At 73.4% G+C, this 15,117-nt stretch carries 9 protein-coding genes; 5 read left to right on the forward strand and 4 right to left on the reverse strand.

Annotation, left to right across the window (positions count from 1 at the left end):
• Positions 1-11 precede the first annotated feature (11 nt).
• The 4 genes from ABZ172_RS23745 to ABZ172_RS23760 all read right to left on the reverse strand — a co-directional run bounded on the left by ABZ172_RS23745 (position 12) and on the right by ABZ172_RS23760 (position 4,541).
• A complete protein-coding gene (locus ABZ172_RS23745) occupies positions 12-1,154 on the reverse strand; it encodes a MinD/ParA family protein (RefSeq protein ID WP_356886159.1) in 1,143 nt (380 codons plus the stop codon).
• A gap of 53 nt (positions 1,155-1,207) precedes the next feature.
• Positions 1,208-2,548: a type VII secretion integral membrane protein EccD gene (gene eccD, locus ABZ172_RS23750; protein WP_356886181.1), complete on the reverse strand. Its 1,341-nt coding sequence runs from the start codon at positions 2,546-2,548 to the stop codon at positions 1,208-1,210.
• Positions 2,549-2,655: 107 nt separating this feature from the next.
• Complete coding sequence (locus ABZ172_RS23755) at positions 2,656-2,967, reverse strand: hypothetical protein (RefSeq protein WP_356886161.1); 312 nt, start codon at positions 2,965-2,967, stop codon at positions 2,656-2,658.
• 92 nt (positions 2,968-3,059) lie between these two features.
• Positions 3,060-4,541: a PucR family transcriptional regulator ligand-binding domain-containing protein gene (locus ABZ172_RS23760; protein WP_356886163.1), complete on the reverse strand. Its 1,482-nt coding sequence runs from the start codon at positions 4,539-4,541 to the stop codon at positions 3,060-3,062.
• 123 nt (positions 4,542-4,664) lie between these two features.
• Between ABZ172_RS23760 and ABZ172_RS23765 the strand changes: the two genes are divergently transcribed.
• The 5 genes from ABZ172_RS23765 (at position 4,665) to ABZ172_RS23785 (ending at position 15,006) form a co-directional block, all read left to right on the forward strand.
• Complete coding sequence (locus tag ABZ172_RS23765; protein ID WP_356886165.1) at positions 4,665-6,134, forward strand: sodium:solute symporter; 1,470 nt, start codon at positions 4,665-4,667, stop codon at positions 6,132-6,134.
• A gap of 310 nt (positions 6,135-6,444) precedes the next feature.
• Positions 6,445-7,413, forward strand: coding sequence for an agmatinase (gene speB, locus ABZ172_RS23770; RefSeq protein WP_356886167.1), 969 nt, complete (start codon positions 6,445-6,447; stop codon positions 7,411-7,413).
• The gene (locus tag ABZ172_RS23775; protein WP_356886169.1) at positions 7,410-9,092 is read left to right on the forward strand and encodes a thiamine pyrophosphate-binding protein; all 1,683 of its coding nucleotides are present in this window, start codon (positions 7,410-7,412) and stop codon (positions 9,090-9,092) included. Before speB ends, ABZ172_RS23775 begins: the two co-directional genes overlap by 4 nt.
• A gap of 389 nt (positions 9,093-9,481) precedes the next feature.
• Positions 9,482-13,306 (forward strand): ABC transporter ATP-binding protein, encoded by a 3,825-nt coding sequence (locus ABZ172_RS23780; RefSeq protein WP_356886171.1) that lies wholly within the window; start codon positions 9,482-9,484, stop codon positions 13,304-13,306.
• A 221-nt stretch (positions 13,307-13,527) separates the two neighbouring features.
• Positions 13,528-15,006 (forward strand): S28 family serine protease, encoded by a 1,479-nt coding sequence (locus tag ABZ172_RS23785; protein ID WP_356886173.1) that lies wholly within the window; start codon positions 13,528-13,530, stop codon positions 15,004-15,006.
• The last annotated feature ends 111 nt before the right edge of the window (positions 15,007-15,117 follow it).

The following is a 15,117-nucleotide window of genomic DNA, read 5'->3' on the forward strand; positions in this document are numbered from 1 at the left end:
CTCGGCATGGATCAGCGGCGCTTCTGGGAGAGCTGGAAGACGTCCGCCGCGAGCTGTGTCGCGGCCAGCCGTGTCGGGCGGGCCAGCAGTCCGGTGTCGATGGCGCCGCCCGCCGCCAGGTGCCGGTCGTACGGGAGGACCGTGACCCGGGCGCCGGTGGACTCCAGCCGCTGTGCCGCCCGGTCGAGGTCGATGCCCGTGTGCGGCACCTGCGCGGTGACGGCGACGACGGTGCCCTCGATCACATGCCGGGGCAGTCCCTTCATCCACGTCAGCACGTTGTACGTGCTCGTGAGGCCCTCCAGCGTGGCGGGAGAGGCCAGCACACGGGCCTGGGACGCGGAGAGCGCGACCCGGGCGACCTCGGCGGGCAGGGTCTCGCAGTCGACGACCGTCACACCGAAGTAGCGGCGCAGGGAGACCATCACCCGCTCGTAGGCCCTGGCGTCCAGCATCGCGCCGATCCGCCCCTGACTGCCGGGCAGCAGCCAGGCGTTGTCGGGGAGCTGGACGAGATAGCCGGTGACGTCGAGCAGGGACATCTGCGGTTCGACGATGTCCGCCAGGTCGCCGGTGGTCCAGCGCAGCGCCTCGGCACCGAGGCGCAGGGGCAGGGAGCCGAGCGCCGGGTCGGCCTCGACGAGGAGCACCGGATCCTGCCGGTAGTGCGCGTACGTGGTGCCGAGCAGTGCGGCGACGGTCGACTTGCCCGCACCGCCCCTGATGGAGGTGACGGCGATCTGCCGGCCGGTCGTCACGGGCTGCTGGAGCATCTCGGCGGTGCGGGTGATCTCGGAGACCTCGCGGGCGGCCGACGAGGAGAGGAGCCTGCGGACACCGCGCGTGGCACGGGCCGCCCACGACTCGCCGTGCCGGGCCTTCCGCGAGGTCGCGGCAAGCTCCGCCTCCACCACGGGCCGGGAGTCGGGGGCGCTGCGGGACCGCCCCGCCCGCCCGGCGTGCGCGGCGCTGGTGCGCTGCTCCTGGCTCCGGGGGCGCGCGGGTGCACCGGGAGCGTGGGACGGGGTGTCGGCGGGCAGCGGGTCCCCACCGGACCCGGGGGCCTGCTGCGGCACGGGCGCCCGGCCCTGCTGCCGAGCGGCGCCGCCCAGATCGCGCAGCACGTCACCCTGCCAGTTGTCCGCGTTCGGCATGACCGTCCGTCCCCCTCCGCCGTGCTGCCCCTCCCGGGGCGTCGCCTGTCGACTCAGAACTTGTTGAGCAGCTGTCCGAACACGCCGAACACGCCTACGGCGAGCGGGAACAGCCCCACCATGCCGATGGATTCGACCAGGTCGGCCATGCGGCGCAGCCGGATCCGTACGTGCTCCGGTGGCTGCACGGCCAGCACCAGCAGCGGCAGCAGCGCCGCCGCGCACAGCACGGCGATCGGCGCTGCGCCCCCGGCGTGCTGCATCCAGAGCATGACCAGGCGTACGACGAGGACGGCCGCCGCGGTGAAGAGCGCCACCACCTCGGCGATCAGGGGGAAGGCCCGGGCACGGGAGAGGAGGACCACCGCGACGACCGTGGCCAGCACCACGGTCCACGGCGTCGGCCTCTCGGCCAGGGTGATCAGCCAGCCGCCCGCGGCCGCCGAGACCGCGGTGGCCAGGGTGGCGAGGGCCAGCCCGCGGTGCGTGGCCGCGAGCGCGCCGCCCACCTCGTGACGGCTGACCGAGACACCGCCCGAGCGCCGGTCGTCGAGCGCGGTGAGCCCCGAGGCCATCAGAGCCAGCCTCGGGAGCATCCCGAGCAGGACCAGCGAGAAGACCGCCATGACGGCGCCCAGCCGAGCCGGATCGCCCTGGACGGCGGCGACGGCCTCCCACACGACGGTGAGCACCGCCGTGGTCACCGCGCCGATCAGCCCGCCCCGGCCGAGCGGGGAGAAGAAGCCGAGCATCACGAGCGTCAGCACCAGGGAACCCGCGACGGCGGCGAGACGCACGGTGCCCGGCCAGGCGTAGGCGTCGGCGGCGGTCCACGCGGAGAGCACGCCGAGTCCGCCGGAGAGGACCAGCAGGGCCGTCGCCAGCCCCCGGTTGCCCTGCCCGGCCTTCATGACGAGTGCACCGGCCGCGAGCAGCACGAGCGCGACCGAGGCGAGCGCCCCGGCCAGGACGTCGAGGGCGAACTCACGACGGGCGAGCAGTGCCGCGATCACCGCGAACGCGACGGCCGCCACCCCCGCGCTGCTCCTGCGCGCGGCGGGATGCCAGCGCCAGGCCCGCAGGCCCAGGTCGTCGGCCACGTGGTCGGTGACGTCGTGCACCACGGGGGCGGGGGGAGCGGAGTGGCTCCTGACCAGCCGAAGCACCGCGCCGTCGGTCACACCGGCGGACGCCAGGGTGCTGTCGTGCGGCAGCGCGGAGCCGTCGGACGTCAGCAACTGCCGGGTCAGCGGACGTGCGGCGACCCGGTCGTCGAGCAACTGCAGAATGTCCGGGAGCAATTGCCCGATCGGGGTGTCCGAGGGCAGAACGATGTCGGCGCGGCGCCGCTCGCCGATCAGGGTCACCCGGCTCAGTTCGGCCCGGGTCGTCATTGCTGTGCTCGCCACTTGGGGAAACCTATCATTACGACTGCGAGAGATTTCGGGGTCAATGGGGCATATCCGCGCTATCGGCCTTCTCTATTTCCGTGTCGCGGAAGTCACTTGGTAATGATCGTGGATTGTGCCGGGACTTCCGCATCCCCGATCCGGGCGGCACGGTCGTACTGCTGTGCCTGGCGCTGTTGCTTTTCCTGCTCGGCCTTCTGCTTGTCCAGCGTGTGCTGGAGGAAGGACCATCCGACGCAACCGGCGCACATCACGGCCGCGATGGCGATTCCCGCGAATACCTTTCCGAGCCGTTCGTCGGCGGTCCGTCGTGCGCGCTGGGCGCCGAAGAGCAGAGCGTCGCGCATTCTGCGCCGGCGCACCCCCACCGACTCCAGTAGTTGGCTGTCGTAATCCCGTGCCATTGGTCGTCCGCCGCCTCCGTCGTCCGTAGCGTCAGTCGGTCGCCCTGAAAGATAGGCCACACGTCGGCGCGGAGTACATCGCAGGGGCGGATTCAGGGCGTGCGGGCCCGCAGCGCGAACCACAACTCCGTCCGTACGTCCATGTCGTCCAGGTCCGTGCCGAGCAGTGCCGCGCACCGGCCGATGCGCTGGCGGACGGTGTTGCGGTGGACCGAGAGCGCGACCGCGGTGCGGTCCCAGCTGCCGTGGAGGCTCAGCCAGCAGCGCAGGGTCTCGGCCAGGGTCCCGGTGAGGGGGGCCAGCAGGGTGCGGGCGTGGGCCTCGGCGCGGTCGGCCGGGATCAGTTCGGCCAGGCCCCCGGCGCCGGGGCGGTGGGTGGTCAGCGGGGTGCGGGTCGCCTCGGCGTGGCCCAGGGCGCGGGACGCCTGGGCGTCGGCGTCCCGCAGGGCGGTCACCGGGGCGGGGCCGGAGACCCCGAGGGTCCAGCCGGGCTGCGGGGCCACCGCCCCGTGCCGGCCCGGCAGCAGGATCCGTACGGTGTCGCGGTCCGCCTCCGACAGCGCCGAGCCCAGGGCCGCCCCGAGCGCCCCGGCGGTCAGCGGGTCGGCCGGGGTGCCGTCGGCCCGGCGGGCGTGGACCACGGTCCAGGGGTCCCCGTCGCCCAGCAGCGGCGCCACGTCCGACGGGGCCGCGCCCAGGAGCAGCCGGACGAGGGCGGCCGAACGGCCCGCCGCGTCCGCGCCCTGGTGCGGGGCGGTGAGCAGGGACAGCAGCACGACGGCGATCCCCGCGACGGTGTGGTCGCCGGAGTCGCGGCGGGACGTGGCCAGGGTGAGGGCGAGCCCCTGACCGCCGCCGAGCGCGTACGCGAACAGATGGGTGCCGCCCCGGGTGTCGGTCGCGGACGCCGGGCTCGGCCCCCGGGAGGGGGCGGCCGGCGTCCCGGGCGGGTCCGCCGGTGCCACCACCCGGGCCAGCCGGGCCAGTGCCGTCCGCACGTCCGGTGCCGGGCGCCCGCCCGCCGCGTGCAGCACCCCGCCGTCCGCCGCGAGGAGGGCGACCCGGCCGTCCAGCTGCACGGCGAGCTGCCGCAGCACCGCGGGCACCGGGGCGGGGCGGGCCGCCGCCGTCGCGAGGGCCTGCTGCGCCCGGGTGACCCGGTGCAGCTCACGGTGGCGCGCCTCCGCCATGAGCCGCCACACCGCGCGGGCGATCGCGGTGAAACGGGTCTCGGGCGGCACCTCGACCAGCGGCAGGCCGTGCCGTTCGCACGCCTCCACCAGGGCCGCCGGGACGGTGTCGTACACCGGCGCCACCCCGAAGCCGAGCGCCGAGGCCCCCGCCTGGACGAGCCGGGCGACATAGGTGTCCGCGTCCGCGAGCTGCACCCCGGCCGTCAGCAGCAGCTCACCCCCGAGCAGGTACGGATACGGGTCGGCCATCTCCGAGGTGTGCACCCACAGCAGGTCCGCGTGGTCCGGGCCGGCGATCCGGCGCAGGCCGAGTTCCTGCCGGGCCAGCAGCTCGGACAGCGGGATCGGCGGGGTGGGCGGCCCGGCGGGGGAGTCCGGCATGGACGATCCCTCCACTTCGAGGGGTGAGGATGGATGAAAAGTACACTTCAGCGTCGGCTTCCGGCCACCTACCGTCTTCCCCACCACACCCCACCCCGAGTGCGAACGAGACGGAGAGAGCCCATGGCTGTCGACTACGCGGTGATCGTGGTCTACCTGGCCGGCATGCTCGCCATGGGCTGGTGGGGCATGCGCCGCGCCCGGTCCAAGAGCGAGTTCCTGGTCGCCGGGCGGCGGCTCGGCCCCTGGATGTACTCCGGGACCATGGCCGCCATCGTCCTCGGCGGCGCCTCGACGATCGGCGGGGTGGGCCTCGGCTACCAGTACGGACTCTCCGGCGCCTGGATGGTCTTCACCATCGGCCTCGGGCTGCTCGCCCTGTCCGTCTTCTTCTCGGCCCGCATCGCCCGCCTGAAGGTCTACACCGTCTCCGAGATGCTCGACCTGCGCTACGGGGGCCGGGCCGGGGTCATCTCCGGTGTCGTCATGTGGGCGTACACGCTGATGCTCGCGGTCACCTCGACCATCGCCTACGCCACGATCTTCGACGTGCTGTTCGACGTGAACCGGACCGTCGCGATCATCCTGGGCGGCACGATCGTCGTCGCGTACTCGACGCTCGGCGGCATGTGGTCGATCACGATCACCGACATGGTGCAGTTCGTCGTCAAGACGATCGGCGTCCTGCTGCTCCTCCTGCCGATCGCCGTCGTCAAGGCCGGCGGCTTCAGCGAGATGAAGGCGAAGCTGCCCACCGAGTACTTCGACCCGCTGGGCATCGGCGGCGAGACGATCTTCACGTACGTCCTGATCTACACCTTCGGCATGCTGATCGGCCAGGACATCTGGCAGCGGGTGTTCACCGCCCGCAGCGACGGCACGGCCCGCTGGGGCGGGACCGTCGCCGGCACCTACTGCCTGGTGTACGCCATCGCCGGCGCCGTCATCGGCACCGCAGCCAAGGTGATGTACCCGAAGCTGCCCAGCGCCGACGCGGCGTTCGCGACGATCGTGAAGGACGAACTGCCGGTCGGGGTGCGCGGCCTGGTCCTGGCCGCCGCGCTCGCCGCGGTGATGTCCACCTCCTCCGGCGCGCTCATCGCCTGCGCGACCGTGGCGAACAACGACATCTGGTCGCGGCTGCGGGGCGCGGTCTCCGGGGAGAGCGGAGGCGGTGAGCGGGACGAGGTGAAGGGCAACCGCGTGTTCATCCTGCTCATGGGGGTCGCCGTCATCGTGATCGCCATCGCACTGAACAACGTCGTCGAGGCCCTGACCGTCGCCTACAACCTGCTGGTCGGCGGGCTGCTGGTACCGATCCTCGGCGGACTCCTCTGGCGCCGGGGCACCGCGGCGGGCGCGCTCGCCGCCGTGGCCGTCGGCGGCACCGCCGTCATCGGACTGATGGCGGGATACGGGATCCTCGCCAACGAGCCCGTCTACTACGGGCTGCTCGCCTCCCTCGCGGTGTACGTCGTCGTCTCGCTGGCCACGAAGCCGACCGACCCGGCGGTGCTCACCGCCTGGCGCGAGCGGCTCGCGGGACGCGGCACCGAGGAGGACCCGGCCACCCCGGACCCGGTCACCGTCTGAGCGGTCGACCGGGCTTGCCCGGCCGTCCGCCCCGGACCCGTCCACCCCGCATCCCGCATCCTGGGCCCGACAGCCCGACAGCCCGACAGCCCGACAGCCCGACAGCCCGACAGCCCGACAGCCCGGCCGGTCACCCACCCCGGCCACCGGCTCCAGCCCGCCCGACAGCCCGGCCACCCACCCCCGGCCCGGTCGTCCGGCACCGGACACCGCCCGGCCACCCCGGGCGGCATCCGGAAGCCCCTGACTCCCTCCGCACCGTACGGACGCCCACACGGCGCGCACGGCCCGAACGAAAGGCACCCCGCCCATGAGCAGCAACGAGACGCCGCGCGGCCCCGTCGACTCCTCCCGCATCCCGCGGTACGCCGGGCCCGCGACGTTCGCCCGGCTGCCACGGCTCGACGAGGTCGGCTCCGCCGACGTCGCCGTCGTCGGCGTGCCCTTCGACACCGGAGTGTCCTACCGCCCGGGCGCCCGCTTCGGCGGCAACGCCATCCGGGAGGCCTCCCGCCTCCTGCGCCCCTACAACCCGGCGCAGGACGCCTCGCCCTTCGCTCTCGCCCAGGTCGCCGACGCGGGTGACATCGCGGCGAACCCCTTCGACATCAACGAGGCCGTCGAGACCGTCGAGGCCGCCGCCGACGACCTGCTGTCCACCGGCGCCCGGCTGATGACGCTCGGCGGCGACCACACCATCGCGCTGCCCCTGCTGCGTTCCGTCGCCAAGAAGCACGGGCCCGTCGCCCTGCTCCACTTCGACGCCCACCTGGACACCTGGGACACCTACTTCGGCGCCGAGTACACCCACGGCACCCCGTTCCGCCGCGCCGTCGAGGAGGGCATCCTCGACACCGAGGCGCTGTCCCACGTCGGCACCCGGGGCCCGCTGTACGGCAAGCAGGACCTCACCGACGACGCCAAGATGGGCTTCGGCATCGTCACCTCGGCCGACGTCATGCGGCGCGGGGTCGACGAGATCGCCGACCAGCTGCGGCAGCGGATCGGCGACCGGCCGCTCTACATCTCCATCGACATCGACGTGCTCGACCCGGCGCACGCCCCCGGCACCGGCACCCCCGAGGCCGGCGGCCTCACCTCGCGCGAACTCCTGGAGATCCTGCGCGGGCTCTCCTCCTGCCACCTGGTCTCGGCCGACCTGGTCGAGGTCGCCCCGGCGTACGATCACGCGGAGATCACGTCCGTCGCCGCCTCGCACACGGCGTACGAGCTGACGACGATCATGTCCCGCCAGATCGCGGAGGGCCGCACCCAGTGAGTCACGACCACGACGACCGGCCCCGGCTCACCGCCGCGCAGGCGGAGGCGGCCCTGCGGCCCCCGGCCGGCCGCAACGGCGGCGACCTGGTCGTCGAGACCCTCCAGGGCCTCGGCGCCACCACCGTCTTCGGGCTGCCCGGCCAGCACGCGCTCGGCATGTTCGACGCGCTGCGCCGCTCCTCCCTCGCGTACGTCGGGCTGCGCGTCGAGAACAACGCGGGCTTCGCCGCCGACGCCTACGGCCGGATCACCGGTGAGGTGGCGCCGCTGCTGCTCTCCACCGGCCCCGGAGCCCTGACCTCGCTGGCCGCGCTCCAGGAGGCGGCCGCCGCGTCGGCACCCGTGCTGGCGATCTCCAGCCAGATCCCCGTCGCCGGGCTCGGCGGCGGACGCCACGGCTATCTGCACGAGCTCCGCGACCAGAAGGCGTCCTTCCGCGACATCGTGAAGTCCGTGCACACCGTGCGCACCGCCTCGCAGATCCCCTCCGCGATCGCCGCCGCCTGGGAGTCCGCGCTGACCGCCCCGCACGGCCCGGTCTGGGTGGAGATCCCGCAGGACGTGCTGCTCGCCGCGACGGTCCTGCCCGTCGTCAGCGCGCTGGACGCCACCCCGCGCGAGCTGTACCCGCGCCCGGAGCTCACCCTCGCGGCGGCCCACCTGCTCTCGAACGCCGAACGGCCCGTGATCATCGCGGGCGGCGGGGTGGTCCGGGCCGACGCGGCCGGCAAGCTGCGCGCCCTCGCGGAGAAACTGCACGCCCCGGTCGTCACCACCTTCGGCGGCAAGGGCGCCTTCCCCTGGGAACACCCGCTCTCGCTCCGCTCCTGGCTGGAGGACCGGCACACCACGGACCTCCTGGAGGACGCGGACGTCCTGCTGGTCGTCGGATCCGGGCTCGGCGAGCTCTCCTCGAACTACCACACGTTCGCCCCGCGCGGCCGGATGATCCAGATCGAGGCCGACGCCGGGAAGCTGGAGTCCAACCACCCCGCGCTCGGTATCCACTCCGACGCCCGGGAGGCACTCGCCGACCTCCTGGAGGCGGTGGAGCCCCGCGAGGACCCCGCGGCGGCCGAGCGGGTGCGCGTCCTGCTGGAGCGGGTCCACGACCGCATCGCGGCGCAGGACCTCACCCTGGAGCAGCAGCTGCTCGCCTCCGTCCGCGAGGCGCTGCCCGACACGTCACCCAGCTTCTGGGACATGACGATCCTGGCCTACTGGGCCTGGTCCGCCTTCGACGCCCGCCACCCCAACACCATGCACTCGGCGCAGGGTGCGGGCGGTCTCGGCTACGGCTTCCCGGCCGCACTCGGCGCAGCCGCCGCCGACCGCACCCGGCCGGTCCTCGCGGTCTCCGGTGACGGCGGCGCGATGTACTCGATCGCGGAACTGGCCACCGCGCGGCAGTACGACCTGCCCGTCACCTGGCTGATCGTCGACGACGGGGGCTACGGCATCCTGCGCGAGTACATGACGGACACCTTCGGCGAGGCCACCGCGACCGAACTCTCCCGCCCGGACTTCGTCGCCCTCGCCGAGTCCTTCGGCGTCCCCGCGGTCCGTACGTCGCCGGAGTCCCTGGCCGCCGACCTCGGCACGGCCCTCGCGGCCCCCGGCCCGTCGGTGGTGGTGCTCCCCGCCCTGCTCAGGATGTTCGCGCCGACGCACCTGTAGGGACCGACGCAGCCGTAGGCGCCGACGCTCCTGTGGCGGGAGGGCGGAGGGCGGAGGGCGGAGGGTGGCTCGGCCGGTGGCCGGCCGCTCCTCCTGCGGCCTCCTGCGGCCCCTCCTGCTGCCTCCTGCTGCCTCCTGCGGGGCCGCGGCCCCGGCGTCCGCAGCCCCGGTGTCCCGCCCCCGAGGCCCCTGCCCCGAGGTCCCGCCCCCGGGGGAAAGCCGCCCGGACGGGTCGCCCGCGGCCTCCGGGCCGGGGGCCGCTCCGGCTCCGTCCTCGGCCCGCATTGTTGCGGAAGGATGAAATCCGCTCCTGGCCGCGTTGGGGAGTTGCGACAGGCCAGGCGCGGCGACGCGGCAGGACGGCGACGCGGCGAGATCAGGAGGCACGGGTGGCGGGCGCGGAGAAACAGGGCGCGGAGACACAGGGCGCCCACGAGCGGGGCGCCCCGGAGCAGGGCTGGGGCCGGAGGCTGACCGGGTACGCCTGGCGGTACCGGCGCAACGTCGTCCTGGCGCTCGGATCCTCGCTGGCGGGCATGGGCGTGATGGCCCTCGTCCCGCTGATCACCAAGGTGATCATCGACGACGTCGTCGGCAGCCACACCCGCTCGCTCGGCGTCTGGACCGGCCTCCTCCTGGGAGCGGCCGTCCTCGTCTACATCGCGACCTTCGTCCGCCGCTACTACGGCGGCCGGCTCGCCCTGGACGTCCAGCACGACCTGCGGACCGAGATGTACGGCACCCTCACCCGGCTCGACGCGAAGCGGCAGGACGAGCTGTCCACCGGGCAGATCGTCGGGCGGGCCACCAGCGACCTCCAGCTGATCCAGGGGCTGCTGTTCATGCTCCCGATGACCATCGGGAACATCCTGCTCTTCCTCATCTCCCTGGTGATCATGGCGTGGCTCTCGCTGCCCCTGACCCTGGTCGCCCTCGCCGTCGCCCCCGCCCTGTGGGTCATCGCCCGCCGTTCCAGGGCCCGCCTGTTCCCCGCCACCTGGTACGCCCAGAGCCAGGCCGCCGCAGTCGCCGGAGTGGTCGACGGAGCCGTCTCCGGGGTCCGGGTCGTCAAGGGCTTCGGCCAGGAGGAGCAGGAGACCGGCAAGCTCCGCGAGGTCAGCCGCAAGCTCTTCGCGGGCCGGCTGCGCACCATCCGGCTGAACTCCCGCTACACCCCGGCGCTCCAGGCGGTCCCCGCGCTCGGCCAGGTCGCGATGCTGGCGCTCGGCGGCTGGCTCGCCACCCGGGGGGAGATCACCCTCGGCACCTTCGTCGCCTTCTCCACCTACCTCGCCCAGCTCGTCGGCCCCGTCCGGATGCTCGCCATGGTCCTCACCGTCGGCCAGCAGGCCCGGGCCGGTGTGGAGCGCGTCCTGGAGCTGATCGACACCGAGCCGTCCATGGCCGACGGCACCAGGGCGCTCCCGGCCGACGCGCCCGCGAGCGTGGAGTTCGACGACGTCCGCTTCAGCTACACCTCGTCGCGCGCCGCCTCCCCCGGCGACGGCGACGGCGACGGCGGAGCGGGGGACCGTCCGGTCCTGGACGGGTTCTCCCTGACCATCGAGCCGGGCGAGACGGTCGCCGTCGTCGGCGCCTCCGGCAGCGGCAAGTCCACCGTCTCGCTCCTGCTGCCCCGCTTCTACGACGTCTCGCACGGCGCCGTCCTGGTCGGCGGCCACGACGTCCGTGAGCTCACCCAGGACTCGCTGCGGGCCGCCATCGGACTCGTACCGGAGGACAGCTTCCTGTTCTCCGAGTCCGTCGGCGCCAACATCGCGTACGGACACCCCGACGCCACCCAGGAGCAGATCGAGGCGGCCGCGCGGGCCGCCCAGGCGCACGGCTTCATCTCGGAGCTGCCCGAGCGGTACGACACCAAGGTCGGGGAGCACGGGCTCACCCTCTCCGGCGGCCAGCGCCAGCGCGTGGCCCTGGCCCGCGCCCTCCTCACCGATCCCCGTCTGCTGCTCCTCGACGACGCCACCTCCGCCGTCGACGCCCGGGTCGAACACGAGATCCACGAGGTGCTGGCCCGGGTCATGGAGGGCCGTACGACCCTGCTGATAGCCCACCGCAGGTCCACGCTGAACCTGGCCGACCGCATCGCCGTCCTCGACCGGGGCCGGCTCGCCGACATCGGCACGCACGCGGAGCTGGAGCGCCGCTCGGCGCTCTACCGCCGGCTGCTCACCGACCCCGACGAACTGGGCGGCACCTCTCCCGGGCACCGGCCCAGGACGGCCGCGGCGGAACCGGAGGACGACCGCGCGCTCCTGGACGAGCTCGACGCGGAGTTCGACGCCGAGCGCGGGGTCACCCCCGGGCTGTGGATCCGCAAGGAGGAGCGGCCCGACCCGGCGGCCGCCGGGATGCCCGCCACCCCCGAGCTGCTGGCCCAGGTCGACGCGCTGCCGCCGGCCACCGACGTGCCCGCGGTCGACGAGGCGAGCGCGGTGCGCCCGGAGCGGTCGTACGGTCTGCGCAGGCTGCTGCACGGCTTCGGGGCCGCACTGCTGGTGAGCCTGGGACTGGTCGCCGTCGACGCGGGCATGGGCCTGCTGCTGCCCGTGCTGATCCGGCACGGCATCGACGACGGCGTCACGAAGGCGGCGCTCGGCGCCGTCTGGGCCGCGGCGGGGCTCGGCCTGCTCGCCGTGCTCGTGCAGTGGGCCGCGCAGATCGGCGAGACCCGGATGACGGGCCGTACCGGCGAACGCGTGCTCTACGCGCTGCGCCTCAAGATCTTCGCGCAGCTCCAGCGGCTCGGCCTCGACTACTACGAGCGGGAGCTGACCGGCCGGATCATGACCCGGATGACGACGGACGTGGACGCGCTGTCGACGTTCCTCCAGACCGGCCTGGTCACCGCCTTCGTCTCCCTCGTCACGTTCTTCGGCATCATGGTCGTGCTCCTCGTCCTCGACGTGCAGCTGGCCCTGGTCGTCTTCGCGACGCTGCCGGTGCTGATCGTCGGGACGTTCTACTTCCGCCGCAAGAGCGTCGAGGCGTACGAGCTCGCCCGTGAACGCATCAGCGTCGTCAACGCCGACCTCCAGGAGTCCGTCGCCGGGCTGCGGATCGTCCAGGCGTTCCGGCGCGAGCACGACGGCGCCGCGCGCTTCGCCGCGCGCAGCGACGACTACCGCCGGGCCAGGGTGCGCGGGCAGTGGCTGATCTCCGTCTACTTCCCGTTCGTGCAGCTGCTCGCCTCGGCCGCGGCGGCAGCCGTGCTGATCGTCGGGGCGGGCCGGGTCGACGACGGCACCCTGACCACCGGCGCGCTGGTCGCCTACCTGCTCTACATCGACCTGTTCTTCGCGCCCGTGCAGCAGCTGTCGCAGGTCTTCGACGGCTACCAGCAGGCGAGCGTCTCCCTCGGCCGCATCCAGGAACTCCTGCGGGAGCCGACCTCCACGGCCGACCACGACGAGCCGCGGCACGTGACGTCGCTGCGCGGCGAGATCGCCTTCGAGGACGTGTCCTTCGGCTACACCGACGGGGAGCGGGCACTCACCGGCATCGACCTGCGGATCCCGGCCGGCCAGACGGTCGCCTTCGTGGGGGAGACCGGCGCCGGCAAGTCCACCCTGGTCAAGCTCGTCGCCCGGTTCTACGACCCGACGAGCGGGCGGGTGACCGCGGACGGCACGGACCTGCGCCGGCTCGACAGGACGGCGTACCGGCACCGGCTGGGCGTCGTGCCGCAGGAGTCGTACCTCTTCGAGGGGACCGTCCGCGACGCGATCGCCTACGGACTGCCGGAGGCCACCGACGCGCAGGTGGAGGCGGCGGCCCGGGCGGTCGGCGCGCACGACATGATCGCCACGCTGGACGGCGGCTACCTCCACGCGGTCGCCGAGCGGGGCCGCAACCTCTCGGCCGGCCAGCGCCAGCTGATCGCGCTCGCACGGGCCGAGCTGGTCGACCCCGACATCCTGCTGCTCGACGAGGCGACCGCCTCCCTCGACCTCGCCAGCGAGGCCCTGGTCAACCAGGCCACCGACCGGCTGGCGGGCCGGCGCACCACGCTGGTGGTCGCCCACCGGCTGACGACGGCCGCCCGGGCCGACCGGGTGGTGGTGATGGACGGCGGCCGGGTCGCCGAGGACGGCACCCATGACGAGCTGCTGGCCAGGGAGGGCGCGTACGCCCGGCTGTGGCGCACCTTCATAGGCGAGGACCTGGGCGAGGACACCCCGGCAGGCGTGTGAGGCCCGTTCGGGCCACGGTCCGGCGGGGCGTCCCGCCGGACCGGAACCCGGGGCCCGGTCACCGTGCACGCGCTGAACCGCTGCGTCCGCGCCTCGGGCTCCGTCGCCGGCTCCTCCGGCTCGACCGGGTGGATCCTGTGCTGACCTGCGAGTGGGTCTGGCGTGACGGGTGTGACCCCCGCTAGGTTCACGGCCACTGTCGTGAATCAAGGGGAGGGTGCATGCGCAAGGCGCTCAGGGGCGTTCTGTCGCTCGCGGTGCTCATAGGCACAGTGAGTGCGACCGGGGCCTCGGCCGGTGCGGCCACCGCCGCGGAACCGGCCGCGAAGCAGAGCAGCGGCATCAGCAGCGAGAGCAGCAGCGAGGACATCAAGGACCGCATCCTGGCCGTCCCGGGGATGAGCCTGGTCGAGGAGAAGCCGTACCCCGGGTACCGCTTCTTCGTCCTGAACTACACCCAGCCGGTCGACCACAAGCACCCGTCCAAGGGCACGTTCCAGCAGCGCATCACCCTGCTGCACAAGGACACGAACCGGCCCACGGTCTTCTTCACCAGCGGCTACAACGTCTCGACCAACCCCAGCCGCAGTGAGCCGACGCAGATCGTCGACGGCAACCAGGTGTCCCTGGAGTACCGCTACTTCACCCCGTCCCGTCCGGCGCCCGCCGACTGGTCGAAGCTCGACATCTGGCAGGCCGCCAGCGACCAGCACCGGGTCTTCACGGCGCTGAAGAGGATCTACTCCCAGAACTGGCTCACCACCGGCGGTTCCAAGGGCGGCATGACCGCCACCTACTTCGAGCGCTTCTACCCGAAGGACATGGACGGCGTCGTCGCCTACGTCGCCCCCAACGACGTGGTGAACGACGAGGACTCGGCGTACGACCGGTTCTTCGCCCGGGTCGGCACCCGGGAGTGCCGGGACCGGCTGAACGGGGTCCAGCGCGAGGCCCTCGTCCGCCGGGAGCCGCTGGAGGAGAGGTTCGCGGCCTACGCCGCCGAGAACGGCTACACCTTCGACACGGTCGGCACGCTCGACAAGGCGTACGAGGCCGTCGTCATGGACTACGTCTGGGCGTTCTGGCAGTACAGCCTGCTCGCCGACTGCGACTCCGTCCCGGCCGACGCCCCGAACGCCACCGACCAGGAGATCTGGGACTCCGTCGACGGCATCTCCGGCTTCTCCGCCTACGCCGACCAGGGGCTGGAGACGTACACGCCGTACTACTACCAGGCCGGCACCCAGCTCGGTTCGCCCGACATCCGGCAGCCCTGGCTCGGCGGCCTCAGCCGCTACGGCTACCAGCCGCCGCGCACCTTCGTGCCGCGGTCGATCCCGATGAAGTTCCAGCCCTCGGCCATGCGCGACGTGGACACCTGGGTCAGGAACAACGCCCGGCACATGATGTACGTCTACGGCGAGAACGACCCGTGGGGTGCCGAACCGTTCCGCCTCGGCCGGGGAGCCAAGGACAGCTACGTCTACACCGTCCCCGGCGGCAACCACGGCTCCAAGGTCGCCGGTCTCGCGGCCGACGAGAAGGCCCGGGCCACCGCGGCGATCCTCCGCTGGGCCGGCGTCGCGCCCGCCGCCGTCGAGGCCGACCCGGCGAAGGCGAAGCCCCTCGCGGCGTTCGACGCGCGCCTGGACCGGCGGGACGACGAACTCCAGCGGAACCCGGGCACGCTGAGGCCGTGACACCGGCCCCGCAGGACCGGTGAACGGGCCGTGGGCCCCCGGGGGGGCGGCCCCCCCCGGACCGGGTGCAGGCCGACGCGCTGCTGTCCCCGGAGGGGGTCGACCTGAACA

Source organism: Streptomyces sp. NPDC006296 (assembly GCF_040613235.1).
Taxonomy (GTDB): Bacteria; Actinomycetota; Actinomycetes; order Streptomycetales; family Streptomycetaceae; genus Streptomyces.